This window comes from Noviherbaspirillum autotrophicum, from assembly GCF_000818395.1.
Classification (GTDB): domain Bacteria; phylum Pseudomonadota; class Gammaproteobacteria; order Burkholderiales; family Burkholderiaceae_D; genus Noviherbaspirillum; species Noviherbaspirillum autotrophicum.
Genome location: NZ_JWJG01000028.1, coordinates 3107271 through 3133257 on the forward strand (window position 1 = coordinate 3107271; position 25987 = coordinate 3133257).

Annotated in this window: 23 protein-coding genes; 8 read left to right on the forward strand and 15 right to left on the reverse strand. The window is 59.1% G+C overall.

The window, feature by feature from the left end; genetic code table 11:
• From coaE to yacG, 3 genes are all read left to right on the forward strand, one after another.
• Nucleotides 1-648, forward strand: a complete 648-nt coding sequence (coaE, locus tag TSA66_RS15620) for a dephospho-CoA kinase (protein ID WP_040040660.1) — start codon at nt 1-3, stop codon at nt 646-648.
• A gap of 120 nt (nt 649-768) precedes the next feature.
• Nucleotides 769-1524 (forward strand): cell division protein ZapD, encoded by a 756-nt coding sequence (zapD, locus tag TSA66_RS15625; protein ID WP_040040661.1) that lies wholly within the window; start codon nt 769-771, stop codon nt 1522-1524.
• Nucleotides 1525-1536: 12 nt separating this feature from the next.
• Entirely contained in the window at nt 1537-1719 is a 183-nt protein-coding gene (gene yacG, locus TSA66_RS26300) for a DNA gyrase inhibitor YacG (RefSeq protein ID WP_084199650.1), read from the forward strand.
• A 5-nt stretch (nt 1720-1724) separates the two neighbouring features.
• On the opposite strand, the gene TSA66_RS15630 is transcribed toward yacG, so the two are convergent.
• The 7 genes from TSA66_RS15630 to TSA66_RS15660 all read right to left on the reverse strand — a co-directional run bounded on the left by TSA66_RS15630 (nt 1725) and on the right by TSA66_RS15660 (nt 11642).
• Nucleotides 1725-3278 carry a sigma-54-dependent transcriptional regulator gene (locus TSA66_RS15630; RefSeq protein ID WP_040040662.1) on the reverse strand — a complete coding sequence of 518 codons (1554 nt, stop codon included), beginning with the start codon at nt 3276-3278 and terminating at the stop codon, nt 1725-1727.
• Between the two features lie 140 nt (nt 3279-3418).
• Nucleotides 3419-4714, reverse strand: a complete 1296-nt coding sequence (locus TSA66_RS15635) for a D-amino acid dehydrogenase (protein WP_040042656.1) — start codon at nt 4712-4714, stop codon at nt 3419-3421.
• Nucleotides 4715-4961: 247 nt separating this feature from the next.
• On the reverse strand, nt 4962-5372 hold the full coding sequence (locus TSA66_RS15640) for an NUDIX domain-containing protein (protein ID WP_040040663.1): 411 nt from the start codon (nt 5370-5372) through the stop codon (nt 4962-4964).
• A 20-nt stretch (nt 5373-5392) separates the two neighbouring features.
• Nucleotides 5393-6268, reverse strand: coding sequence for an ATP-binding protein (locus tag TSA66_RS15645; protein ID WP_040040664.1), 876 nt, complete (start codon nt 6266-6268; stop codon nt 5393-5395).
• A 1-nt stretch (nt 6269) separates the two neighbouring features.
• Nucleotides 6270-7508 (reverse strand): bifunctional glutamate N-acetyltransferase/amino-acid acetyltransferase ArgJ, encoded by a 1239-nt coding sequence (argJ, locus tag TSA66_RS15650; protein ID WP_040040665.1) that lies wholly within the window; start codon nt 7506-7508, stop codon nt 6270-6272.
• A 133-nt stretch (nt 7509-7641) separates the two neighbouring features.
• On the reverse strand, nt 7642-10404 hold the full coding sequence (secA, locus tag TSA66_RS15655; protein WP_040040666.1) for a preprotein translocase subunit SecA: 2763 nt from the start codon (nt 10402-10404) through the stop codon (nt 7642-7644).
• Between the two features lie 281 nt (nt 10405-10685).
• Nucleotides 10686-11642 carry a M23 family metallopeptidase gene (locus tag TSA66_RS15660; RefSeq protein ID WP_040040667.1) on the reverse strand — a complete coding sequence of 319 codons (957 nt, stop codon included), beginning with the start codon at nt 11640-11642 and terminating at the stop codon, nt 10686-10688.
• A gap of 54 nt (nt 11643-11696) precedes the next feature.
• On the opposite strand from TSA66_RS15660, the gene TSA66_RS15665 reads away from it, so the two are divergent.
• The gene (locus TSA66_RS15665; RefSeq protein WP_040040668.1) at nt 11697-12203 is read left to right on the forward strand and encodes a DciA family protein; all 507 of its coding nucleotides are present in this window, start codon (nt 11697-11699) and stop codon (nt 12201-12203) included.
• Nucleotides 12204-12245: 42 nt separating this feature from the next.
• Here the strand turns inward: TSA66_RS15665 and lpxC are convergent, their stop codons facing one another.
• From lpxC to glpD, 3 genes are all read right to left on the reverse strand, one after another.
• Nucleotides 12246-13181: a UDP-3-O-acyl-N-acetylglucosamine deacetylase gene (gene lpxC / locus TSA66_RS15670; RefSeq protein WP_040040669.1), complete on the reverse strand. Its 936-nt coding sequence runs from the start codon at nt 13179-13181 to the stop codon at nt 12246-12248.
• Between the two features lie 109 nt (nt 13182-13290).
• Nucleotides 13291-14787, reverse strand: a complete 1497-nt coding sequence (glpK, locus tag TSA66_RS15675) for a glycerol kinase GlpK (RefSeq protein ID WP_040042657.1) — start codon at nt 14785-14787, stop codon at nt 13291-13293.
• Nucleotides 14788-15001: 214 nt separating this feature from the next.
• Nucleotides 15002-16579, reverse strand: a complete 1578-nt coding sequence (gene glpD, locus TSA66_RS15680) for a glycerol-3-phosphate dehydrogenase (RefSeq protein ID WP_052452369.1) — start codon at nt 16577-16579, stop codon at nt 15002-15004.
• Between the two features lie 156 nt (nt 16580-16735).
• Here glpD and TSA66_RS15685 point away from each other — a divergent pair, with 156 nt between their 5' ends.
• The gene (locus TSA66_RS15685; protein WP_040040670.1) at nt 16736-17497 is read left to right on the forward strand and encodes a DeoR/GlpR family DNA-binding transcription regulator; all 762 of its coding nucleotides are present in this window, start codon (nt 16736-16738) and stop codon (nt 17495-17497) included.
• 69 nt (nt 17498-17566) lie between these two features.
• Here TSA66_RS15685 and TSA66_RS15690 read toward each other — a convergent pair whose 3' ends face one another.
• Nucleotides 17567-18073 carry a peroxiredoxin gene (locus tag TSA66_RS15690; protein ID WP_040042659.1) on the reverse strand — a complete coding sequence of 169 codons (507 nt, stop codon included), beginning with the start codon at nt 18071-18073 and terminating at the stop codon, nt 17567-17569.
• Between the two features lie 542 nt (nt 18074-18615).
• Between TSA66_RS15690 and nirK the strand changes: the two genes are divergently transcribed.
• From nirK to TSA66_RS15705, 3 genes are read left to right on the forward strand one after another with little or no spacing between them, the layout of a single operon-like run.
• Nucleotides 18616-20070, forward strand: a complete 1455-nt coding sequence (gene nirK / locus TSA66_RS15695; RefSeq protein ID WP_094299067.1) for a copper-containing nitrite reductase — start codon at nt 18616-18618, stop codon at nt 20068-20070.
• Nucleotides 20071-20102: 32 nt separating this feature from the next.
• The gene (locus TSA66_RS15700) at nt 20103-20906 is read left to right on the forward strand and encodes a formylglycine-generating enzyme family protein (protein ID WP_052452370.1); all 804 of its coding nucleotides are present in this window, start codon (nt 20103-20105) and stop codon (nt 20904-20906) included.
• Nucleotides 20903-21532, forward strand: a complete 630-nt coding sequence (locus TSA66_RS15705) for an SCO family protein (protein WP_040040672.1) — start codon at nt 20903-20905, stop codon at nt 21530-21532. The genes TSA66_RS15700 and TSA66_RS15705 overlap by 4 nt, the downstream gene beginning before the upstream one ends.
• 167 nt (nt 21533-21699) lie before the next feature.
• Here the strand turns inward: TSA66_RS15705 and ftsZ are convergent, their stop codons facing one another.
• From ftsZ to TSA66_RS15725, 4 genes are all read right to left on the reverse strand, one after another.
• Complete coding sequence (gene ftsZ / locus TSA66_RS15710; RefSeq protein WP_040040673.1) at nt 21700-22884, reverse strand: cell division protein FtsZ; 1185 nt, start codon at nt 22882-22884, stop codon at nt 21700-21702.
• Nucleotides 22885-22982: 98 nt separating this feature from the next.
• Nucleotides 22983-24215 carry a cell division protein FtsA gene (gene ftsA, locus TSA66_RS15715; protein ID WP_040040674.1) on the reverse strand — a complete coding sequence of 411 codons (1233 nt, stop codon included), beginning with the start codon at nt 24213-24215 and terminating at the stop codon, nt 22983-22985.
• A 3-nt stretch (nt 24216-24218) separates the two neighbouring features.
• A complete protein-coding gene (locus TSA66_RS15720; RefSeq protein WP_040040675.1) occupies nt 24219-24992 on the reverse strand; it encodes a cell division protein FtsQ/DivIB in 774 nt (257 codons plus the stop codon).
• 7 nt (nt 24993-24999) lie between these two features.
• Complete coding sequence (locus TSA66_RS15725; protein WP_040040676.1) at nt 25000-25986, reverse strand: D-alanine--D-alanine ligase; 987 nt, start codon at nt 25984-25986, stop codon at nt 25000-25002.
• Between the last annotated feature and the right edge of the window lies 1 nt (nt 25987).

Sequence of the window (25987 nt, forward strand, 5' to 3'; positions counted from 1 at the left end):
ATGTCACCGGCCAGTTCATCGACATCCTGGTTTTCAGTGGGATTAACGGGAGGTATTGGTAGCGGCAAGACGACTGTCGCCGATATGTTCGCCGCACGTGGCGCTGCGGTAATCGATACCGACCAGATCGCGCACCAGCTTACCGCGCCACATGGCGTTGCGATTGCAGAAATCCGTACGCAATTTGGAGAAACCTTCCTGGCGGAAAGCGGTGCGCTGGATCGTGCCAAGATGCGCGAGTACGTTTTCTCCGAGCCGACAGCCAAGGCCCGGCTGGAAGCCATCCTGCACCCATTGATTCGCATCGAAGTGGAACGCGCGGCGCAACAGGCTCAGGGCGAATACCTGATCTTCGTCGTTCCTCTGCTGGTGGAGTCGAAATCATGGAAGCAAAGGGTATCGCGCGTGCTGGTGGTCGATTGCCTGGAAGAGACACAAGTGCGGCGAGTAATGACCCGCAACGGTCTACCGGAAGAACAGGTGCGGGCGATCATGGCGGCACAGGCTTCACGCCTAGAACGTCTGGCGGCAGCCGACGATGTGATCGACAATAATGGCGACGCCATTGCTCTGGTGTCTCAGGTGGACCGGCTGCATAGGATGTATGCGGCATTGGCCCGCGCCGGTACCACCCAACATGGAAATTGAGAGCGGGATGCAGTGCAGCATCGTGAAAAGCTTAACTCTCAGTATTTGTAATTTTTCATGGCTTCGTTCAGAATCACGTAATTCATTTCCAGTCCAATCTTTAAAGCAAGGGACGCCATTTTGATCACATACGAATACCCTTTCAACGAGCGTATTCGCACTTTGCTGCGGCTGGAAGATCTTTACGAAAAATTTACGTTTTTCCTGCACCAGCAGCATCCGCTGCAGCATCACGTTGCCCTGTCGACCATCTTCGAAATGCTCGAAGTAGCCGGCCGCGCCGACTTGAAATCGGATCTCTTGCAGGAACTGGAGCGGCAAAAACAAACCCTGCTCGGCTTTCGCTCCAATCCGAACGTTTTGCCCGAACGGCTGGATGCGATACTGTCCGAACTAGACCGCAGCAGCAGCGCATTGATGGCGGCACAAGGCAAGACCGGACAGAATGTCCGGGACAATGAATGGCTGATGAGCATACGTGGACGCACCATCATTCCCGGCGGAGCTTGCGAATTCGACCTGCCGTCCTACTATGCATGGCAGCAGCGCTCGCCTCAACAGCGCTTCAATGATATTTCCAGCTGGTTTGCACCACTGGCGCCATTGTTTGATGCGATCAATATCGTGTTGCGCCTGCTACGGGAATCAGGTCGATCCACAAAGACGATTGCACAGAGCGGCAGCTATCAACAAATGTTGCAAGGCAAGGTCTATCAAATGCTGCGCCTGACCATCGATGAATCGCTCGGTGCGATTCCCGAGATGTCGGCCAATAAATATATGCTGTGGGTTCGTTTCACTTCGCAGGACGGCGACATGAAGCCGAAGTCATACGAAAACGACGTTTCTTTCGAGCTGACTCTCTGTAATTTTTAAGGTAGTTTCATCATGGCGACCATCGTAGATTGCCCGACATGCGGCAAGAAGGTCGAATGGACCGAGAAGAACAAGTATCGTCCGTTTTGTTCTGAGCGCTGCAAACAGATCGATCTTGGTGCCTGGGCCGAAGAAAAATACGCCATCCCGGCCGTTAATCCTCCTAAGGACCCGGACGACGACAGCGGTTCCTGATCGCGTCACCACCCGTTGCCGGGAATGCCATACTTGCGCAGTTTGTTGGCAATCATTGAATGGGACGTCTTCAGCCGGGCCGCCAATTTGCGGCTGGATGGATACTGCGGATAGAGCCGTTCCAGCAAGGCGCGCTCGAAGGCCGCAACCGACCGATCCCAGTCATCGGACTCATGCATCTGCCCCCCCTCTTCGGCCAGCATGCTGCCCTCGGCCAGATCAAGGTCGGTAGCGTCCAGGATGCGCTTGTCCGTCATCGTAATGGCGCGAAATACCACGTTCTGCAGTTGCCGCACATTGCCAGGCCAGCTATTGGCAACCAAGGCTGCGCAAGCATCCGCACCAAGGCGGCAAATTGGTTTTTGCGCCTGGGCGCAGGCGCGCTCGATAAAGTGACGGGCCAGTAACAGGATGTCGTTAGGGCGCTCGCGCAGCGACGGCACTTCCAGGTGCAGCACATTCAGGCGATAGAACAAGTCTTCGCGGAACGTGCCTTCGGCAACCATCTTGCGCAAGTTGCGATGAGTGGCGCTGATAATGCGCACATTTACCTTGATTTCGCGGTCGCTTCCGACGCGGCGGAACTTGCCGTCATTCAGAAAGCGCAGCAGCTTGGCTTGCAGGTACTGCGACATCTCGCCGATTTCGTCGAGGAACACCGTGCCGCCTTCCGCCATCTCGATCAAGCCGGGCTTGCCGCCACGCTGGGCACCGGTAAAGGCGCCAGACGCATAGCCGAACAACTCGCTTTCGGCCAGGCTTTCCGGCAACGCGGCGCAATTCAGCGCCAGGAAGGGGGCATCGCTTCGAGAGCTCGTCGTATGGCATGCCTGCGCTACCAGTTCCTTGCCGGTGCCGGTTTCGCCCACAATCAGCAGCGGGGCGTCGACGACGGCCACGCGTGCTGCGCGCGCCTTGAGCGCGCGTATCGGCTCGGACTCGCCGATCATGCAGTCGAATCCGCCTGCGGCATGCTGCAGGGCGTGAATCCGGCCACCCAGCCGGCGCGGCGTATGCAGCGTGATCACGCCGCCGACGGCCTGCCCCAGACGCTTGTCGAGGGGCTCCGATACTGGCGCAACCTCCATCAGGAACGGCTGCCCGTGCAGGCGCACTTCCCTGTCGGGCGCATGAAACCCGCTCTGCAGCAGCTCCGCCTGCACGGCAGGCTCGCCCAACAGCTCCTGCAGCGTCTTGCCTTGCAATTCGCTCTCGCTCATGTCGGCCACGCTCGCCGCTGCCGCATTGGCGATGACGATTCTGCCGGCGGCATCCACCGCCATCACAGGATCGGCCATGGCCGCCAGCAGCGCATCGAGATGCAGCCGGCGGCGCGCCCCCGGCAGCACATCAACGATCACCACATCCTGCACGCCCTTGACCTGCATGAAGTCCGCGCGCAGCGTTGGCAGCATGCCTTCATCCAGCTCCGGGATGTCGATGAAAACGTCGGACGAGTCAACTTCGACGGCCACCACGTTGATGTTGCGGCGTGCCAATACGGCCAAAATTTCATGGGCGATGCCGACGCGATCGGCGAACTGAACATCTATCCGCATAGGGGGGCGCTATTGATAATGCTACGCTTGCTGAATGGATGCCGGTCAGGCACCCGCTATTGCGACTTTACCTGCGGCGTGCCTGCGCGACAATAGCGCTGCGCTCCCACGAGGCGGACCAGCGCGTGGAAAGCCCGGGTTTATGCCCGCGCCGCCTGCGGAACGCCAACCGGCCGCTTGGTTTGGCCATAGCGGTCCATGAACAAGCCTTCCGTATCTATTTCAGTGCGCTTGCCACTCATGAGATCCGCAAGCAGCCGGCCCGAACCGCACGACATGGTCCAGCCCAGTGTTCCATGGCCGGTATTCAAGAACAGATTGCCATACGGGGTCGGCCCGACAACCGGTGTGCCGTCGGGCGTCATCGGCCGCAATCCGGTCCAGAATTCCGCCTTTGCCACGTCTCCGCCACGCGGGAACAGATCCGTCACCGAATGTTCCAGTGTCGCGCGACGTGCGCTGCGCAGCGTGAGGTCATAGCCGGCAATCTCGGCCGTGCCACCCACGCGGATCCGGTCACCGAGGCGCGTGATGGCAACCTTGTATGTTTCATCCATCACGGTCGATTCCGGTGCGCCGCTCGTGTCGGCGATCGGGACGGTGATGGAATAGCCCTTGACTGGATACACCGGGATGCGCATGCCAAGTTCGCGCAATAACAATGGCGAATAGCTGCCGAGCGCCAGCACGAAAGCATCGGCTTTCAATTCCCCATGGTCGGTCTGCACGGCGCGGATCTTTTTGCCAACGGTAACCAGACGCTGGATCGCGGTACCGTATCTGAACTTGACGCCCGCCTGTTCGGCCTTTACCGCAAGCTGCTGGGTGAACTTGAAGCAATCGCCGGTCTCGTCGCCCGGCAAGCGCAATGCCCCGACAAACTTTCCACGCACGTGGGCCAGTGCCGGCTCCACGCGGATGCATCCCTCGGGATCAAGCAGTTCGTATGGAACGTTATATTGCTGGAGCACGGCGATATCATTGGCGGCACTATCGAGCTGCTTTTGAGTACGGAACAACTGCAAAGTACCCTGTGTCCGCTCGTCATAGCTGATCCCGGTGGCCGCACGCAACGCCCTCAGGCAGTCGCGACTGTACTCGGCCAGGCGCACCATGCGCCCCTTGTTCACTTCGTAGCGCGCCACAGTGCAGTTCGACAGCATCTGGAACAGCCAGCGCCACATTTCAGGATCGATACTGGGCCGAATGACTAGCGGGCTGTGGCGCATCATCATCCACTTGATGGCCTTTAAGGGAATGCCCGGTGCTGCCCATGGCGCGGAATATCCGGGAGATACCTCGCCAGCATTGGCATAGCTTGTTTCCAGACCGGTGCCTGGCTGACGATCCAGTACCGTCACGTCGTGCCCTGCCTGGGCCAGGTAATATGCCGACGTGGTTCCGATCACACCACCGCCCAACACGATAATTTTCATGGCCATTCCCCAACTGTGATTTATTGATCCAATTCAGCAACATGTATGCCAAAAAAGACAATTCAATTAATTCAGTGGGTTAGAGAAAAATCGCGGATCGACGCATTCAATCCGCCTGTACAGAAAAATATACAGAGGGATTGAATTTTATGCGATAGAGGTAAAAATCTCTTATAAAACCGTTACTTACCCATCCGTATTAAATTCAATACACTGTATTGAATTTAATACACTCTCTTGAACTGACTCAGCCTAGGTAGCGCAACCTGTCAAGCCACTCGATGAGAGGGATCGTCGCCGGCAGGAGCGGTTCGACGCCGACACTGCCCTGCCAGGCAAACGCTTGCCCCTCAAGGCTTTGCGGCTCACCCAGCCACTCCCGGCTGATATAGAAATGAAGACGCACATGGGCGTGCGGGTACACGTATTCAACACCGCACCATGGTTCCGCGGCGAGGACCGTCATTCCCAATTCCTCCACGAACTCGCGCTTGAGCGCATCGAGGATTGATTCATCGGGTTCGACTTTCCCGCCGGGAAATTCCCAGTAACCAGCATAAGGCTTGCCGTGTGGGCGCTGCGCGAGCAGCACATCGCCATTGGGCTTCATCAGGATGCCAACAGCGACATCGATCGGAGAACGAGCAGGAAGTGACATGCGAAATTTGACGAGGACGATTATTGCTGGATTTTGCCCGCGTAATCCCGCGCGAACTGCCAGGCAACGCGCCCCGAGCGCGAGCCGCGCTGCAGCGCCCAGCGCAGCGCGTCGGGCCGCGCCGCGTCAACCTGCTGATCGTTGCATCCGAAGTGGCGCAGCCAGTGCGCAACGATATCGAGGTAATCGTCCTGCTTGAATGGATAAAACGATACCCAAAGGCCGAATCGCTCGGACAGCGAAATCTTTTCCTCCACCGTTTCGCCGGGATGCAAGTCGCCATCCTCCGTATGCACATAGGTGGCATTATCGGACAGCCGCTCCGGCATCAGATGGCGGCGATTGGACGTCGCATAAATCAGCACATTGTCCGACTGCGCCGAGATGCTGCCGTCCAGCGCCACCTTGAGCGCCTTGTAGCCGCCCTCCCCCTCTTCGAACGACAGGTCGTCGCAAAAAATGACGAAGCGCTCCGGGCGCCGTGCCACGAGATCGACGATATCCGGCAAGTCGCTCAGATCATCCTTGTCGACTTCAATCAGGCGCAGGCCCTGATCCGCAAACTGGTTCAGGCACGCCTTGATCAGCGACGATTTGCCGGTGCCGCGCGCGCCGGTCAGCAAGACGTTGTTGGCCGGCCGCCCCAAAACGAACTGGCGGGTGTTTTGCTCGATCTGCTGTTTTTGGGGCTCGATATTGTGCAGGTCGGACAGCGCAATGCGGGCGACATGCGCAACCGGTTGCAAGTAGCCACGGCGATCTTTTCCGCCCTGCTTGCGCCAGCGAAATGCCGTGCTGACGTTCCAGTCAAGCGCCGGACTTGGGTGGGGCAGCACCGACTCCAGGCGCGCCAGCAGCATTTCAGCACGCTCGAGAAACTGTTCGAGTTGAGACATGTCAGGAACGGTAGTCGGCGTTGATGCTCACGTATTCGTGCGAGAAATCGCAGGTCCAGACGGTCGCCGCCGCAGTGCCGCGCCCCAACTTGACGCGGATCGTGATTTCGCTTTGCTTCATCACGCGCTGGCCGTCTTCTTCCTTGTAGTCCGGATTGCGACCGCCGTTCCTGGCGACCCAGACATCGTCCAGGTACAAGTTCAGCTTATTGACGTCCAGGTCATTCACACCGGCATAGCCGATTGCGGCGAGAATGCGGCCGAGATTCGGATCGGATGCATAGAATGCCGTCTTGACCAGCGGCGAATGGCCGATCGCGTACGCGATCTTGCGGCACTCTTCCACGCTTGTGCCGTCTTCCACTGCAATGGTGATGAACTTGGTCGCGCCTTCGCCATCACGCACGATCATTTGCGCCAACTCCTGCGACAACGCCGCGACTGCCGCAAAGAGGGCTGCGTATTCGGGCGAATCGATATTGCCGACTTCAAGCGGCGCGGCGCCAGTGGCGATCAGCATGAAGGAATCGTTGGTCGACGTGTCGCCGTCGATGGTGATGCAATTAAACGACTTGTCAGCCACCGCCTTCACCATGTGCTCTAGGACCGGTTGTGCGACCTTGGCGTCGGTGGCGACGAAGCCGAGCATGGTGGCCATGTTCGGCTTGATCATGCCCGCCCCCTTGCTGATGCCGGTCAGGGTCACGGTAACGCCGTTGATGACCACGGTGCGCGACGCTGCCTTGGGCTGCGTGTCGGTCGTCATGATGGATTCAGCGGCGTTGTACCAGTTGTCCGTCTTCAGGTTCGCAATCGCTTGCGGCAGGCCGGCCTTGATGCGATCGACCGGCAGCGGCTCCAGGATCACGCCGGTGGAAAAAGGAAGAATCTGCGAAGGCTCGCATGCGAGCAGATCGGCCAGCGCCACGCAGGTCGCATTGGCATTGGCCAGCCCAGCCTCGCCCGTTCCCGCATTGGCATTGCCGGTATTGATCACGAGGGCGCGAATCGGCGCACCCGCCATGCGCAATCCTTCCAGGTGTGCCTTGCACACTTGCACCGGCGCCGCACAAAAACGGTTGGTGGTAAATACGCCAGCCACGGTTGCCGTCGGCGCCAGCTTCATGATCAGCAAATCCTTGCGATTGGCTTTGCGCACGCCGGCTTCGGCATGACCAAGTTCGATACCGGCGACAGGTTTCAGGTCAGCGGCGACAGGAAGAGGAAGATTGACGGCCATAAGCGTATGTTGCCCGGATAAAGAAAAGGAAGACCGATATTCTAAACCTATCGCGCAATGGAAACGCGCAAATAAAAAGGGCGGATTGCTCCGCCCTTTTGCTGTCGCTCGCCTTGCCAGCGAATAACCGGTGTTATGCCAATTTTCCGTGGCACTGCTTGTACTTCTTCCCGCTTCCGCACGGGCACGGATCGTTGCGACCGACCTTCGGCACCTGATTCACCAGTGGTTGGTTGCCATCCTCGGCTTGCGACGTCGGCGCGAGCAATTCTTCGGGCGCAGCATTTGGATTGAAGTCGGCGTGCTCGTAGTGCACGTTTTCGACGTGCGCATGCGCCAGCTGCTCCTCGGCCGCATCGATCTCTTCGCGCGACTGGATACGCACTGTCATCACGATACGCACTACCTCGTTCTTGATCAGCTCCAGCATCTGGCCGAACAGCTCGAATGCTTCGCGCTTGTACTCCTGCTTCGGATTTTTCTGCGCATAACCGCGCAAGTGAATGCCCTGGCGCAGGTGATCCAGCGCCGCCAAGTGCTCACGCCAGTGCGTATCGATACTTTGCAGCATCACGCTGCGCTCGAAGCCGGCAAACGCCGTCTTGCCGATGATTTCAACCTTGGCGTTGTATGCATCGTCCGCAGCCTTGAGCACTCGCTCAAGCAGATCTTCCGCCGTGAGGTTCGGCTCAGCTTCCAGCTGCTTCGACAGCGGCACTTCCAGCTGCCACTCATTCGCCAGCGCCGTTTCAAGTCCCTTGATGTCCCACTGCTCTTCCACCGACTCCTCTGGCACGTGCGCATGGAACAAGTCGGCGAACACACCCTGGCGCAGTGATGCAACCAGCTCCGAAATATCCACTGATTCGAGCAGTTCATTGCGCTGCTGGTAGATGACCTTGCGCTGGTCATTGGCCACGTCATCATACTCGAGCAACTGCTTACGAATATCGAAATTGCGCCCTTCCACCTTGCGCTGAGCGGACTCAATCGAACGCGAGACGATGCCCGCCTCGATCGGCTCGCCTTCCGGCATCTTCAGCCGATCCATGATCGCGCGCACGCGGTCACCGGCAAAAATACGCAGCAACGGATCATCCAGCGACAGATAGAAGCGCGACGAACCCGGGTCACCTTGGCGGCCGGAACGGCCGCGCAACTGATTGTCGACCCGGCGCGATTCGTGGCGTTCGGTACCGATGATATGCAGGCCGCCGGCCGACACCACATGGTCGTGCAACGACTGCCATTCGTCACGCAGCTTCTTTGCCTGTGCCTGCTTCTCTTCGTCGGAGAGATTGGGATCGGCTTCGATGAACTGAATCTGCTTTTCTACATTGCCACCCAAAACGATGTCGGTGCCGCGGCCCGCCATGTTGGTTGCAATCGTAATCATTTTCGGCCGGCCGGCCTGCGCGACGATTTCCGCTTCGCGCGCGTGCTGCTTGGCGTTCAGCACGTTATGCGGCAGGTTATTCTTGGCCAAAATCTGCGATAGCAGTTCCGAATTCTCGATCGACGTTGTACCGACCAGCACCGGCTGTCCACGCTCGTAGCAATCCTTGATATCGGCAAGCATCGCGTTGTACTTCTCTTGCGCAGTCTTGTACACCTGGTCTTGGCGGTCCTTGCGCTGGCTCGGCCGGTTCGGCGGAATCACCACGGTTTCGAGACCATAGATTTCCTGGAATTCGTAGGCCTCGGTATCGGCCGTCCCCGTCATGCCGGCGAGCTTGCCATACATGCGGAAGTAATTCTGGAACGTGATGGACGCCAGCGTCTGGTTCTCGTTCTGGATCTTCACGCCTTCCTTGGCTTCGACAGCCTGATGGAGGCCATCGGACCAGCGGCGACCGGTCATCAGGCGGCCGGTGAATTCATCGACGATGACGACTTCACCGTTTTGCACGACGTAATGCTGATCCTTGTGGTACAGCGTGTGTGCGCGCAATGCGGCATACAGATGGTGGATCAGGGTAATGTTGGCAGCGTCGTACAGCGAGGCGCCTTCCGGCAGCAAGCCCATGCGGGTCAGGATTTGCTCGGCCTTTTCATGGCCGGCTTCGGTCAGCAGCACCTGATGCGATTTCTCATCCTTGGTGTAATCGCCCGGCACCTCGATCTTGCCCTTGCCATCTGGTGTCTCTTCGCCGATCTGCTGGGTCAGCAGTGGCGGCAGCTGGTTTATTTTGATGTACAGGTCGGTATGATCTTCCGCCTGTCCGGAAATGATCAGCGGCGTACGCGCCTCGTCGATCAGGATCGAGTCGACTTCATCGACCACCGCGAAATTGAGACTGCGCTGCACGCGGTCGCCGGCATCGTAGACCATGTTGTCGCGCAGGTAGTCAAAACCGAATTCATTATTGGTGCCGTAGGTGATGTCGGCAGCGTATGCTTGCTGCTTGGCATCGTGATCCATCTGCGACAGGTTAATCCCGGTGGTTAGCCCCAGCCAGCCGTACAACCGCCCCATCCATTCTGCGTCGCGCTGCGCGAGGTAATCGTTGACTGTCACGACGTGCACGCCTTTGCCCGACAAGGCATTCAGGTATGCCGCCAAGGTGGCCATCAGCGTCTTGCCTTCGCCGGTCGCCATTTCAGCGATTTTGCCGTAATGGAGAACCATGGCGCCAATAAGCTGCACATCAAAATGGCGCATCTTCAGTACGCGCTTGCTTGCCTCGCGGCATACGGCAAAGGCTTCCGCCAGGATATCGTCCAGCGGCGTTCCTTTGGCAATGCGGTCCTTGAACTCGGGCGTCTTGGCCTGCAATTCGGCGTCGGATAGCTTTTCCATTGCCGGTTCAAGCGCATTAATTTCACGCACCGTTTTTTGATATTGCTTGATCAGTCGCTGATTGCGACTGCCGAAAATCTGGGTCAGTAATGACATGCTTGAATTCTAAAAAATGGCGCCGCAAGCTTCCGAAGGTACTTTACTTGTAACCGTCTTTGCAGGGACCGGACCTAGGCTAAATTGCGAATTTTATCATGTGCCTCGACGCAGACTGCCGCCTGCGGCAATGGAACCATGATCTTGAAACGCATGCGACATTCACCAGTCCGAGAAATTCTCGGCCAGTAAACATTCAATTGTGCTTGAAGATGGGGGTTAACAGCGTGGAAACAATGGTTTCTCGATGAAGATTTTTGAGGAGTATTGAGAAACAGCAATCACTTGACCGTAAGCGCCGCCATTTTTGCCTGATTGGCGCCGGCCGAGAGAAACTTGTGCGGATCTTGGTGCATGCCTTTAACCAGCACCTCGAAATGCAGATGCGGGCCGGTAGAGCGGCCGGTGGATCCGATATCGGCAATGTGCTGGCCGCGCTTGACGATGTCGCCCACCTTCATCAATAGGCGCGAAGCATGGGCATAACGCGTCACGATATCGTTGCCATGATCGATTTCGATCATGTTGCCATATTGATGATGATACTCAGCAGCAATGACTACGCCGCCAGCGGCGGCGGCGATGGGGGTACCGACTCCCGACGCAAAATCAATTCCTTCATGAAAAGCGCTACGACCAGTAAACGGATCGACACGCCAACCGAATCCAGATGCGTTATAGGCGACGTTGACGGGTTGAATTGTTGGTAATAACTTGTTTCTGATCTTATTACCCATTAATGCGGTTTCCACCACATTCATGTAATCGGCGCGGTGCTCCACGTCCCTTGCCATGGCATCCAGTGCTTGCTGAAATTCACTCATGTTCAAGGACATTTCCTTGCCGTTGGACGGCTCGGCGCCACCCCGACCGGGCAATTCCTTGAAATTGAATTCCTGAGGCTTAACGCCGGCCAATCCCTGGACCCGCTCGCCCAGCGCATCGAGGCGCATCAACTGGGCTTGCATTTCCCCCAACTTCATCGCCATGGCGGCGAGATTTTCCTTGATATACCTATCTTTTTTACCGGTGTCATCGAGTTCATGCGTGGCTGACGCGACCATGTTACGCATCAAGGGAATATTCAGGTCCGCGGCATGGCGGAAGGTCAGGTAATACAGCAGGGATGCCGCCATGATGACGGAAAACATGAACCCCAGCGCAGCCAGTATCAGGTGCCAATGCGTGAGCGTCACCGTCTTGGCGCTGAAGCGCGGGTGTAGCAGAATAATTTGCATTTCCTCTCCTCCGATTCGTCCATCGGCGATGAGCTGTGATAAGGTGCGAGCATCATGCGTCCGCCCTCATTTCTGTTGTCTCAATCTGGCGCCAAAACCATGCGCAAGTCCGCACCAACACAAGGAATAACAGACTTTTTGCGTGCCAACGAGAAGCTGGCTTCTCTGCTGCCGGCGGCCAGGCGCATCATGACGTTGCAAACAGAGTGCGTCCAGGTTCTTCCCGCGATGTTCGAAGTCTGTACGGTGATGCAATTCGAGGCAGGCCAGTTGGTGCTTGCTACTCCGAACGCCGCTGTTGCGACAAAATTGAAGCAGCAACTGCCGAAACTGCAAGACAATTTGCTGAAGCGAGGCTGGCAGGTTAACGCAATACGAATTAAAGTGCAACCAAGAAAGGTTGCCGAGAAGCAATACATACCTGTCAAGCAACTGGCGCTGCCAAGACAAGCGGTCTCGGCGCTGGCGGAGTTAAAAAATTCGCTAGAAAGCGCGAAAGGCAACGAAGCGCTGACCGAAGCGCTCGGCCGACTACTGAACCGTCACCGCCAGGAACGCTGACTTTCGCCCGCTCGCGACGCAGGCGCGGTCACGATACTCAGGTTAGTTAAATGCCCACTCCTGCCCGGTTTGGCGCAGATAGGCGCGCGGCGCATATTCCTCGGTGGCGAATGTGACAATCTCGTAGGCCTCGGGCTGCGCCAACAATGCCCGCAGCAATTGATTGTTTAATGAATGACCGGATTTGTGGGCGGTATAGCTGGCTAGCAGCGGATGGCCGACCAGATAAAGGTCGCCGATGGCGTCGAGAATTTTGTGCCGGACAAACTCATTGTCATAACGCAGGCCATCTGGATTGAGAATACGGTATTCGTCCATCACGATCGCGTTTTCCAGCGAGCCACCGCGCGCCAGTCCCATGCCGCGCAAGGTTTCGACATCCTGCATGAAGCCGAAGGTACGGGCGCGCGAAATCTCTTTGACATAGGATTCGCTGTCAAAATCAACTTCTGCGACCTGTCCGGTGCCATCGACAGCCGGATGCTTGAATTCGATGAAAAACTTGAGCCTAAAACCATTGTACGGATCGAGGCGAGCCCATTTCTCGTTATCGCCCTGCCCCTCGCGTATTTCCACTGGCTTGAGCACTCGAATGAATTTCTTAGGGGCTGCCTGTTCCTGCAACCCTGCTTGCTGCAGCAGGAATACGAACGACGAAGCCGAGCCATCCATGATCGGAATTTCTTCGGCAGTAACATCGACATACAGATTATCGATACCCAAGCCGGCGCACGCCGACATCAAATGTTCGACGGTCGATACCTTGACGCCATTGTTGTCGAGTGTGGATGCCATGCGCGTGTCGCCGACGCCCGTGGCGCTGGAGGGCAGATCGACGGGAGGATCGATATCCACGCGGCGGAACACGATGCCGGTGTCCGGCGCTGCCGGACGCAGGGTCAATTCAACCTTGGTACCGGAGTGAAGTCCGACACCGACAGTCTTGACGAGTTGTTTGACGGTACGTTGCTTGAGCATCGTTGGATTATAACAACTTACCGATGGGTCAGTTGTTTTGAGATGCTAGGCTGTTGGTCCAACACCACGCACAACCTGCCAATCCGCCAAGTCTGCAAACGCTCCCAGCCTATTCCGCCCACTGGCGCGCGCGATCCACTGCACGCCGCCAGGTCGCAAGCCTTTGCACCCTTTCTTCGGCCGGCATGGCAGGTTCAAAACGCCGCTGGGCCTGCCATTGTGCCGCAATCTCTTGTTGCGATTGCCAGTAACCGACGGCAAGGCCAGCCAGATAGGCGGCGCCCAATGCCGTCGTTTCCGTCACCACCGGCCGCACCACCGGCACACCGAGCACATCGGCCTGGAACTGCATCAGCAAATCGTTGCGCGCCGCCCCGCCATCGACCCTCAGCTCCTTCAACTCGATCGCCGCATCCTTTTGCATCGCTTCCAGCACATCCGCGCTTTGATACGCGATGCTGGCCAGCGTCGCCCTGGCGATATGTGCTTTGGTCGTACCTCGCGTCATACCGACAATCGTGCCGCGCGCATAAGCATCCCAGTACGGCGCGCCAAGGCCGGCAAAGGCAGGCACGACGAACACGCCGCCGGTATCCGGCACGATCGAGGCAAGCGCTTCGACTTCCGCCGAGCTTTGAATGATGCCCAGCCCATCGCGTAGCCACTGCACCGCCGCACCGGCATTGAATACGCTGCCTTCCAGCATATAGTCGGATTGTCCCGGCAGCTTTTCACCGAGGGTCCAGCCAATGGTGGTCAGTAAATGGTTTTGCGAAGCGATCGCCTGCTTGCCGGTATTCATCAGCATGAAACAGCCTGTGCCATAGGTATTCTTTGCCATGCCGGGCCGATGACAAGCTTGGCCGAAGGTTGCAGCTTGCTGGTCGCCGGCGATACCGGCAATCGGAATGGCGCCGCCGAACAGGTCAGGATGTGTCTTGCCGACGACGCCACTGCTGGGCACCACCTGCGGCAACAGGCTAGGCGGAATATCAAGCAGCGCCAACAGTTCTTCATCCCACTGCAGGGTGTGAATATTGAACAGCATGGTGCGCGACGCATTGCTGCTGTCGGTGACATGGGCGCCGCATAGTTTGTAAATCAGCCAGGAATCGATGGTACCGAAGGCGAGCTCGCCGCGCTCGGCCCTGGCGCGCGCGCCCGCCACGTTATCGAGCAGCCATTTCACCTTGGTGCCGGAAAAGTACGCATCGACCACCAATCCCGTTTTTTTCTGGATCAGCTTTTCCTTGCCTTGCGCACGCAGCGCGTCGCACAGTTCCGCGGTGCGCCGGTCCTGCCAGACGATGGCGTCGGCGATCGGCTCGCCCGTCGCCCGATCCCACAAGACGGTGGTTTCGCGCTGATTGGTAATGCCGATGGCGGCAATTTCGGATGCCGGCACATCGCTCTGCTTGAGCACCTGCTGCGCCACGGCCAGCTGGCTGCGCCAGATTTCATAAGCATCGTGCGCCACCCAGCCGGGTTGCGGGAAGATTTGCCGGAACTCTTGCTGCGCGATGCCATGAATCCGCCCGCCATGATCGAACAGGATGGCGCGTGAACTGGTCGTACCTTGGTCGAAGGCGAGGATATATTTGGTCATCGGTGACTCGCTGTCAAAATGCATTGAAACCGTAAAAAAGCGCGGCTTGCGCCGCGCCTGAACCTTCCTGCATGCAAAGGGAGTAACGCAGGCGATATTCCTTCCAGGCTTGCAGCAGTTTGGCATCCTTGATGATGGCGCGCCATCGCAGTGTTCTGCCAGCGCATTGCCTCACTTTTCGTGTCTCCCGCCAGCCCTTTTTGTAACGGCCATACTAATGGCTTGCGACGCTTTTTGGGGGTTCGAAGTCGGCCTGCTTATCCCGAGACGTGCGGTTGGTCCGTATCCAGTGGTCGAGCATCGCTTCGGCGTCCGCTGCCATATGCAGGCCGAGCTTGGATCGTCTCCACAGTATGTCCTGCGCGGTAAGCGCCCATTCGAGTTGCATCAAATAGTCTACTTCCGCCGCATACAATCCGGGTAAAACCTCTTCTCCCATATCCTCGAGGCCGCGGCGCCCGGCCAGCAGCATATCGGTGCGTGTACCGTAGGCGCGCGCATAGCGCGCGGTCAACGCGCCCGGAAGCCAGGGATATTTCTGCTGCAGCTGTTGCACGTACCGCTCAAATTCAAGTACTGAGCGGTTGGACGGGTGGGCACCGAACAGGTCGCCACCGGGCAGGCAGGCCTTCCCGGTCCAGGCGCCACCGTTGACCGGCAAGGAAGGCGCCAGCATGTCGACTGCCTCTTCCGCGAGCTTGCGGAAGGTAGTGATCTTGCCTCCGAAAACGGACAGCAGCGGCGCTCCCCGCTTGTCGAACTCCAGGCGATAGTCCCGCGTGACGGCCGACGCGGAAGCTGCCTCGTCTTCGACCAGCGGACGCACGCCGGAATAGGTCCACACCACATCGGCCGGCACGATCGAGCGCCGGAAGTAGCGGCTCGACAGCTCGCACAGGTACATGATCTCGTCGCGGTCGATCGCCACCGAATTGACGTCCCCCTTGTAATCGAGATCGGTGGTGCCGATCAGCGTGAAGTCTTGCTCGTAAGGTATGGCAAAAACGATACGGCCGTCCGGATGCTGGAAGATATAGGCGTATGGATGGTCGAACAGGCGCTTGACGACGATATGGCTGCCCTTGATCAGGCGCAGCGATTTCGTGGATGGCTGCTGGACGGCGGTTTGCAGGAAATGTGCAGTCCAGGGTCCGGCGGCGTTGACCAGGGCGCGCGCCCTGACAGTCAAGGCAGCGCCTTCGCCGCGCAATACCGCGACCCATCGGTCGCCCTCGCGGCGCGCCGATTCGCAGCTGGTGCGGGTAAATACCCGCGCGCCGCGCTCGGCTGCGTCCACCGCGTTGAGTACGACCAGACGCGCGTCGTCGACCCAGCCGTCGGAATACACGAAGCCGCGCGAAAACTCCGGCTTGAGCGGCTTGCCGGTAGGGTGATCGCGCAAGTCGAGGCCGTGAGATCCGGGCAGCAATTCGCGCCGCGCCAGGCTGTCATAGATGAACAGGCCGGCGCGCAACATCCACGCCGGACGCTGCCCTTTATCGACCGGCATGACGAAGCGCAGCGGCTTGATGATATGCGGCGCCGAACGCAGCAGCACTTCGCGCTCGATCAGCGCCTTGCGCACCAACCCGAACTCGTAGTATTCGAGATAGCGCAGGCCGCCATGGATCAGCTTGGATGAAGCGGAAGAGGTGTGCGAGGCAAGGTCGTCTTTTTCGCACAGCACGACCGACAGGCCGCGCCCTGCAGCATCGCGCGCGATGCCGGCGCCGTTAATGCCGCCGCCGACGATCAACAGATCGCAATCGATGTTGTCCTGGCCCTGTTCCATCTCTCTCGCACCGAAAAGTGAATTTATGTAAGATGACTGCACGTAAGATACGACAAAAGTCGAAATTAAATCAACAAGATTATTGACTATATTTGTTCGTTTTTGTTCGTTTTTAATAGTTTATTCTTCTTTTCAATTATTTCCCGGAGAAAAGGTATGGCTCTTAATCCACGTCAAAGGCAGCTTCTGGAAGTCGTCCGGCAACGCGTGACGATGTCGGTGGAAGAGCTGGCACAGGTGCTGGAGGTGACGCCGCAGACGGTGCGCAGGGATGTCAAGCAGATGGAGGAGGCCAAGCTGCTGGCGCGCTATCACGGCGGCGTGGGCCTGCCCTCCTCGGTTGAAAATATCGACTACAGTCAGCGCCAGGTGATGAATATCGAGGCCAAGCGCCGTATCGCAAAGGCGGTAGCCAAGCAGGTGCCGCCGGGCTGCTCGCTGTTGATCAATATCGGGACCACGACGGAGGAAGTGGCGCGCGCGCTGGCGCACCATCCGGGTTTGCATGTGGTAACCAACAACCTGAACGTCGCCGCGATCCTTGCCGACAACCCGCAATGCGAAGTGATCTTGGCCGGCGGCGTGGTGCGCGCGCGCGACCGCGGCATCGTCGGCGAAGCAACCATCGATTTTATCCGCCAGTTCAAGGTCGACATCGGCATCATCGGCATTTCCAGCATCGAACCGGACGGCACCCTGCGCGACTTCGATCCGCGCGAGGTGAAGGTGGCGCAGGCGATCATCGAGCAATCGCGCGAAGTGTGGCTGGTGGCGGACCATGACAAGTTCGGCCGCCAGGCGCTGGTGCGCATGGCGCATATGTCGCAGGTCGACATCCTGTTTACCGACGCCAGGCCGCCGGAAGCGCTGAACAAGATGTTAAAGGAGGCGCAGGTCAAGATGGTGATTGCATCCTGACCGACATACGTGCTTACAGCCCCAAAAAAAACGGTGCCTGAGCGCCGTTTTTTTGCGCGTCGCGCGGCATTAGCCGAGTTGCGCCAGCAGCGTTTCCGCGTTCGAGACTTCGAACTTGCCGGGCTGCTCGATGTTCAGCTGCTTCACGACGCCGTCGTCGACCAGCATCGAATAGCGCTGCGAACGGATACCCATTCCTCTCGCCGTAAGATCGAACTCCAGGCCGAGCGCCTTGGTAAAACTTGCGCTGCCATCGGCCATCATGCGTACCACGCCCGTCGCCTTCTGGTCACGCCCCCAGGCGCCCATTACGAAGGCGTCATTAACCGAGATACACCAGATTTCATCGACACCCTTGGACTTGAATTTGTCTGCCAGCGCGACATAGCCAGGTACATGCTGGGCCGAGCACGTCGGGGTGAAGGCACCCGGCAGGCCGAAGATCGCGATCTTCTTGCCCTTCGTGAGGTCGCTGACCTTGAAGGTATTGGGGCCAAGGGAACAGCCTTCGGATGCGACTTCGATGAATTCCGACAGTGAGCCTTCGGGCAGGCGCTCGCCAATGTTAATCGTCATGATGCAGTCCTCTTCTCTTTTTTGATACGGCAAAGAAAAACGCCGCACCAAGGTGCGGCGTGCAAGCTGCAGTATGCCTTGTTCCGGCCAACCTTGCAGAAAGGCCAAGCGGAAAAGCTTAGTCCGCCTGCTTGCGCTGGAAAGCCGGAATATCGCAGGTTTCCACGCCATTCTTTTCCAGCGCGCGTCGATCAATTCATCCGGTGAAAGCGTCGGCGCCTTCTGTTTCGTCTTCTTGGCCGCGCTCATCGCTACGGGACAGACTCAACCAGTGTCGGAGCGCCGTTCTTGTCATCGGCCTCGCCACCCAGATAGCTCCACATCCTTATACCGAGTTTCGCGCCCGATGTCCATACGGCAAAGGAATGAGCGCATATCCTCCCCTTTGCGTGTCTTTGGAGAAATTTGATGTAAGTCAATCACAATAGATGTATCCAACAGGTATCTTCCGGTCCAAGCACCTCATTCTTTACTCAATGCCTCAAAGGCCCATCATGAAAGCTTCGATCAAGACGATATCCGCCCTGCTTGCTGCAGTTGGTATGGCAGTCAGCCTGTCGCTCCCCGGCGTCAACGCATTCGCCGCCAAACCGGCTCCGGCCAAATCGGCGGGCGATTTCGGCCCGCCGCAAGGACCGGCCATTCACGCCACGCTGACCAGCCCGCCGTTTGTTCCGCCTCCGATTAAGCGTAAGTATCCGGCCAAGGTTATCGTCGATCTCGAAGTCGTCGAAAAGGAAATGCAAATTTCCGAAGGCGTCAGCTACACCTTCTGGACGTTCGGCGGCACGGTTCCTGGCAGCTTCATCCGCGTGCGCCAGGGCGACACCGTCGAGTTTCACCTGAAGAATCATCCGAGCAGCAAGATGCCGCATAACATCGACCTGCACGGCGTGACCGGCCCGGGCGGCGGCGCAGCGTCAAGCTTCACCGCTCCGGGACATGAATCGCAATTCACCTTCAAGGCGCTCAACGAAGGCTTATATGTGTACCACTGCGCGACCGCGCCGGTGGGCATGCACATCGCCAACGGCATGTACGGCCTGATCCTGGTCGAACCGCCGGAAGGCCTGCCGCCGGTTGACCGCGAATACTATGTGATGCAAGGCGATTTCTACACTACCGGCAAGTATCGCGAAAAAGGCATGCAGCCATTCGACATGGAAAAGGCGATCGATGAAAGGCCGACCTATGTCGTGTTCAACGGAGCCGAGGGCGCGCTCACCGGTGACAAGGCATTGAAGGCGAAAACCAATGAAAAAGTACGCCTGTTCGTCGGTAACGGCGGCCCGAACCTGGTGTCGAGCTTCCATGTGATTGGTGCGATTTTCGACAGGGTGCGCTTCGAAGGCGGCACCCGCACCCAGGAAAACGTGCAGACCACGATGATTCCCGCCGGCGGCGCCGCAGTTGTCGAATACACCACCCATGTCCCGGGCAGCTATCCGCTGGTTGACCACTCGATCTTCCGTGCCTTCAACAAAGGCGCGCTGGCGATCATGAAGGTCGACGGTCCGGAAAACAAGGCAATCTACTCCGGCAAGGAACTCGATTCGGTCTACCTCGGCGACCGCGCACAACCGAACATGGCTGCGGTGACTGCCGCGACCAAGGCTGCCGCCAGCGGCAAGCTGACCGCCGAAGACCAGATCAAGGCCGGCAGCCAGCTGTTCGCCGGTACCTGCTCGGTCTGCCACCAGAGCAACGGCGCAGGCCTGCCCGGTGTGTTCCCGCCGCTGGCGAAATCGGACTTCCTGAACGCGGACCACAAGCGCGCCATCGACATCGTGCTGCGCGGCCTGAACGGCAAGGTCAACGTCAACGGCAAGGAGTACGACTCGGTAATGCCGCCGATGAACCAGCTCAACGATGACGAGATCGCCAACATCCTGACCTATGTGCTCAACAGCTGGGAAAACAAGGGTGGCCGCATCACCGTGGAAGAAGTCAAGGCAGCCCGCGCGAAGGCCGCACCGGCCGTGAACGCCGGTCACTAAGACTAAACGGCAACCAAGCAGGAAGGCATGCGATGAGTAAGACCCGTCAATTCCGTTGCGCAGCAGTTGCAAATGGACTGCTGCTGGCGACAGGAATCGCATGCGCGGCGCCGGCCGGCGTGAACTATGCGCCGATCCAGGCCGGCGCCTTCGGCAGCGTGCTTTCCGGCGACGCCGATAAGGAACCGGTCAAGGTGGCGCCGTTCGCGCTGCGCTCCACGCCGGTTACCAATGGCGAATTCCGCGACTTCGTACTGCGCCATCCGCAATGGCAGCGGGGGAAAATTCCCGCAACCTTTGCGGATGGCAGTTATCTGCACGACTGGCAAAGCCCGGTCGACCCCGGCGCCGACAAGGCCAACCAGCCTGTGACCAGCGTCAGCTGGTTTGCCGCGCAAGCTTTCTGCGAAAGCGAGGGCGCGCGGCTTCCCACGTGGTACGAATGGGAATACGTGGCCGCCGCCGATGAAACCCATGCGGACGCGCGCCGCGATCCGTCCTGGCGCGCACGCATCCTGGCCTGGTACGGGCAATCGTCCAGCACACCGCCAGCAGCGGTGGGCGGCTCCGCCAATTTTTACGGCGTGCGCGACATGCACGGGCTGGTCTGGGAATGGGTCGATGACTTCAATGCCCTGCTGGTCAGCGCCGACAGCCGCAATCAGGGCGATCCGGACAAGCTGCAGTTTTGCGGCGCCGGCGCGATCAGCCTGCAGGACCGCGAGAATTACGCGGTGCTGATGCGCATCGCGCTGCTGTCGTCGCTGGGTGGCGCGGACACCACCAACAATCTCGGGTTCCGCTGTGCCCGAGGCAATGCAATGGAAGCGAAATGAAACAATATCTTCGAAAGAATGGCGCGCTGCTGCTGGCGAACCTGATGCTCGCCTGCGCCGCGCTGTACGAGGGCAGTACGGTGGCAAAGGCGGCGGAAGCGCCGGCCGCGAGCGTAGCGCCATTGCCGAGCGACTCGGTGTACCAGCTGCAGGTGCCACTGGTTAACCAGAACGGGCAAGCATTCGACCTGGCTTCGCGCCGAGGCAAGCCGTCCATCGTCAGCATGTTTTACACGTCCTGCCAGTTTGTCTGCCCGATGCTGATCGAGACGATCCAGGCCAACGAGGCGAAATTAACGCCGGATGAACGTGCACAGATTTCGACGCTATTGGTCAGCTTCGACCCGGCGCACGACGACGTGCGCGCATTGAAATCGGTGGCCGACAAACGCAAGCTCGATGCCAGCCGCTGGTCGCTGGCCCGCACCGATGCAGGAGCCGCGCGCAAGCTTGCGGCTGCGCTCGGCATCCAGTACCGCCAGCTGGCTAATGGCGATTTCAATCACAGCACCGTGCTGATTTTGCTCGATGCGCAGGGCCGCATCGTCGGCCGCACCAACAAGCTAGGCGTCGCCGATCCGGAATTCCTGGAGCAGGTGCACAATACGCTGCACGCGTCAAAATGACTTTCCTGCCCGCGACAGCCATTCTGTCGCGGGGCGTCATGAATCGTCATGGCGCAGCCCTCTTCTCTTTTTAATACGACAATGAAAAACGCCGCACCAAGGTGCGGCGTGCCATCTGCAGTCTGCCTTGTTCCGGCCAACCTTGCAGGAAGGTCAAGCAGAAAAGCTTAGTCCGCCTGCTTGCGCAGGAAAGCCGGAATGTCGTAGGTTTCCATGCCATTCTTTTCCAGCGCGCGCACCGTTTCCGATGCGGACTCGCGGCGCCATACTGCCGGGGCCTTCAGGCCGTCGAACGACGGTGCCGGCTGGGCAGCCGGCTGCTGCATGGCGGCATGCGCCATGATCGGCTCGTTGTGGGTGCCGGTACGCAGCACCGGGGTCTGCACCAGCTGCACGTTCTTGCGCGCACGACCCAGGCCGGTCGCCACCACCGTCACGCGAATGTCGTCACCCATCGAATCGTCGTAGGCGATGCCTTGCGCAATCGACGCGTCGGCAGCGGCGAAGGCACGGACGGTCGCCATGACTTCCTTGATTTCCTTGCCCTTGAGGTTGCGGCTGGCGGTGACGTTGACGAGCACGCCGCGCGCGCCGGACAGGTCGATACCGTCGAGCAGCGGCGAAGCGACCGCCTGCTCGGCAGCGATACGCGCACGGTCCACGCCGGAGGCGGTCGCCGTACCCATCATCGCCTTGCCCTGCTCGCCCATGATGGTCTTGACGTCGTTGAAGTCGACGTTGATGTGGCCCGGCACATTGATGATTTCAGCAATGCCGGCAACAGCGTTGTTGAGCACGTCGTCGGCATGCTGCAGCCATTCGATCATGCTGTCGTCTTCGTAGATATCTTCCAGCTTTTCGTTGAGGATCACGATCAGGGAATCGACGTGCTGCGACAGCGCTTCCAGGCCCGCGTCGGCGATTTCCATGCACTTCGCGCCTTCATAGGAGAACGGCTTGGAGACCACGGCCACGGTCAGCGCGCCCAACTGCTTGGCGACTTCAGCCACGATCGGTGCCGCGCCGGTGCCGGTGCCGCCGCCCATGCCGGCCGCGATGAACACCATGTGCGCGCCGCGCAGTGCGTCTTCGATGCGCGCGCGCGATTCTTCTGCCAGCTGGCGGCCGACATCCGGCTTCATGCCTGCGCCCAGGCCGGTGTCGCCGATCTGGATGATGTTGTGCGCCTTGGACTGCGCCAGTGCCTGCGCGTCAGTATTGGCGGCGATGAATTCCACGCCGGACACGCCCTTGTTGATCATGTGTTGTACCGCGTTACCGCCTGCGCCACCGACGCCGACGACCTTGATCACGGTGCCAAGTGTTGCGTTATCGATCATGTCGATTTCCATGTTGCTCCCCTTATCAAGATTGCAGTTGCCAGTCGATAATCACCACGCGATGTGGCGCCTAGCGACTGCTAACTGCCCGTTTCTAAAAAATGAATCGATTAAAAATTCCCCAAAAACCACTCTTTCATGCGTTGCCAGACTGCCTTCAATGACCCGTCCTGTCTGGTCACGATATGGCCGCGCAAATACTGCTTCTTTGCTTCCAACAACAAACCCAACACCGTCGAATAGCGCGGGCTGCGCACCACATCGGCCAGCTGCCCGCTATATTCCGGCACGCCCAGGCGGGTCGGCTTGAGGAAGATGTCTTCCGCCAGCTCGATCATGCCCGGCATCATGCCCGTGCCGCCTGTCAGGACAATCCCCGACGACAGCACTTCTTCATAGCCCGACTCGCGCACCACCTGGTGCACCAATGCGAACAATTCCTCCACGCGCGGCTCGATCACCGCCGCCAGCGCCTGACGTGACAGCGTGCGCGAACCGCGGTCGCCCAGCCCCGGCACTTCCAGTGTTTCTCCCGGATCGGCCAGTACTTGCTTGGCCACGCCATAGCGCAGCTTGATTTCTTCCGCTTCCGCCGTCGGCGTACGCAACGCCATCGCGATGTCGTTCGTGATCTGGTCGCCGGCGATCGGAATCACGGCGGTGTGGCGGATTGCGCCCTCGGTGAAGATCGCCACATCGGTGGTGCCGCCGCCGATATCGATCAGCACTACGCCCAGTTCCTTTTCATCCGGCGTCAATACCGCATCGGCCGATGCCATCGGTTGCAGGATCAGGTCCGACACTTCCAGCCCGCAGCGGCGCACGCACTTGACGATGTTTTGCACCGCCGATACCGCGCCGGTCACGATATGCACCTTCACTTCCAGGCGGATGCCGCTCATGCCGATCGGCTCGCGCACGTCTTCCTGGCTGTCCACGATGAATTCCTGCGGCACCGTGTGCAGCAGCTGCTGGTCGGTCGGGATGTTGACCGCCTTGGCTGTTTCGATGACGCGCGCCACGTCAGTCGGCGTGACTTCCTTGTCCTTGATGGCGACCATGCCGCTCGAATTGAAGCTGCGGATATGGCTGCCGGCAATGCCCGTATAGACATTCTTGATCTTGCAGTCGGCCATCAGCTCGGCTTCTTCGAGCGCGCGCTGGATCGATTCGACGGTCGCCTCGATGTTGACCACCACGCCCTTCTTCAGCCCCTTCGATTCGTGCTGGCCGAGGCCGATGACTTCATGTCTCCCGTTCGGCATGACTTCCGCCACCACGGCCACCACCTTCGAGGTGCCGATGTCGAGTCCGACGATCAGATTTTTTGCGTCTTTTGTCATGTTTTATAACTTACGTTTTTTTCCGTCCAACCCGAGGGCCAATCCCTGTGCTTTCAAAGCCAATCCATTCGGATAACGCATATCCACGCTCTCGATGCCGCCCTGCAGGCGTTCGGCCAGCTGCGGATAAATCCCGATCAGCCGATCGACCCTGTCCTTCAGCGTGGCCTTGCTCTGCTCCCTACCCAACTCCACCGTCATCCCATTGTTCAGCCTGACGCTCCAGGCGTACCGGCTCGACAGCCGCACCGCTTCGGGCGCGAGGTTGATCGGCTTGAACCAGTCGAGCAATTCGCGATAACGCACCACCACTTCCTTCTCGCTGCCGTCCGGCCCATCGAACTCGGCCAGTTGGCCGTCTTCCTCGGCCTCCGCCAGATTGGCGGTAAACACGTCGCCGCGCACCGACAGCAGCTTGCCGTCTTCCCCCCAGGTGCCGAGCGCTTCATGCTCTTCCACCTGCACGATCAGACGGTTGGGCCATTCGCGCCGTACCGTCGCCTTGCACACCCAGGGCACCGCTTCGAACGCCTGCCGTACCGCGTCGAGGTCGGCGGTAAAGAAGTTGCCCCTGATGCGCGGCACCGCGGTGCTGCGCACGGTCGACGGATTAACGTGCCTCAACTGCATTTCGCCGACAGCCTCGACACGGATCGCCTTCAGCGTAAACATCGGCCGCTGCGCGGCCCACCAGATTCCCGACGCGAACAAACTCAGCACCAGCGCCCCGAGCAAGGCGTTGGTGGTGGCGTTGAGCATTCTGATGTCATGCCACATGCTTTAATCAGTTCGCTGACCAATCCTGGCGCGGCTTCAGATCCAAGTCTGCCGAACGCAAGATATCCACACACAAATCCTCGTAGCTGACGCCCGCAGCCTTGGCCGCCATCGGCACCAGCGAATGCCCGGTCATGCCGGGCGAGGTATTAATCTCCAGCAGGAACGGCTCGTTGTCGCTGGCGCGCAGCATGAAGTCGACACGCGCCCAGCCCGAACAGCCGAGCGCGTTGTACGCATTCACAGCAATTGCCTGGATACGGCTCGTCAGCGCCTCGTCCAGCGGGGCCGGGCACAGATACTTCGTGTCGTCGCTGAAATACTTGTTCTGATAGTCGTAATTTCCTTGCGGCGCGCGGATCTCGACGATTGGCAGGGCGCGGGCGTTACGCCCTGTGCCGAGTACCGGCACCGTCAGCTCGCGGCCGGAAATGAACTCCTCGGCCAGCACCGCCTCGTCGTATTTCGCGCAATGCGCAAAACCGCTCTGCATCTCCGATGCGCTCGTCACCTTGCTGATGCCGATGGTCGAGCCTTCATGCGGCGCCTTCAGCATGAGCGGCAAGCCCAGCTGCTCCGGCACCTTGTCCAGCTCGTCGCCGCAGGTTCCCTGCGAATCAAGCACCAGGAAACGCGGCGTCGGCAAACCGTGGTTCAGCCAGACCCGCTTGGTCATCACCTTGTCCATGCCGATGGCGGACGCCATCACGCCGGAGCCGGTGTAGGGAATGCCCAGCTGTTCCAGCACGCCCTGCAGCGTGCCGTCTTCGCCGTAACGACCGTGCAGCGCGATGAACACACGGTCAAATTTCTCCGCAGCCAGCTCAGCGATGCTGCGCGCAGCCGGGTCGAAGCCATGCGCGTCGACGCCCTTGCTTTGCAGCGCCTTGAGCACGCCGGCACCGGACATCAGCGATACTTCGCGCTCGGCGGAACGGCCGCCGTACAACACGCCGACTTTTCCGAATTCTTTAGCTAAATCTTTAGTACTCATT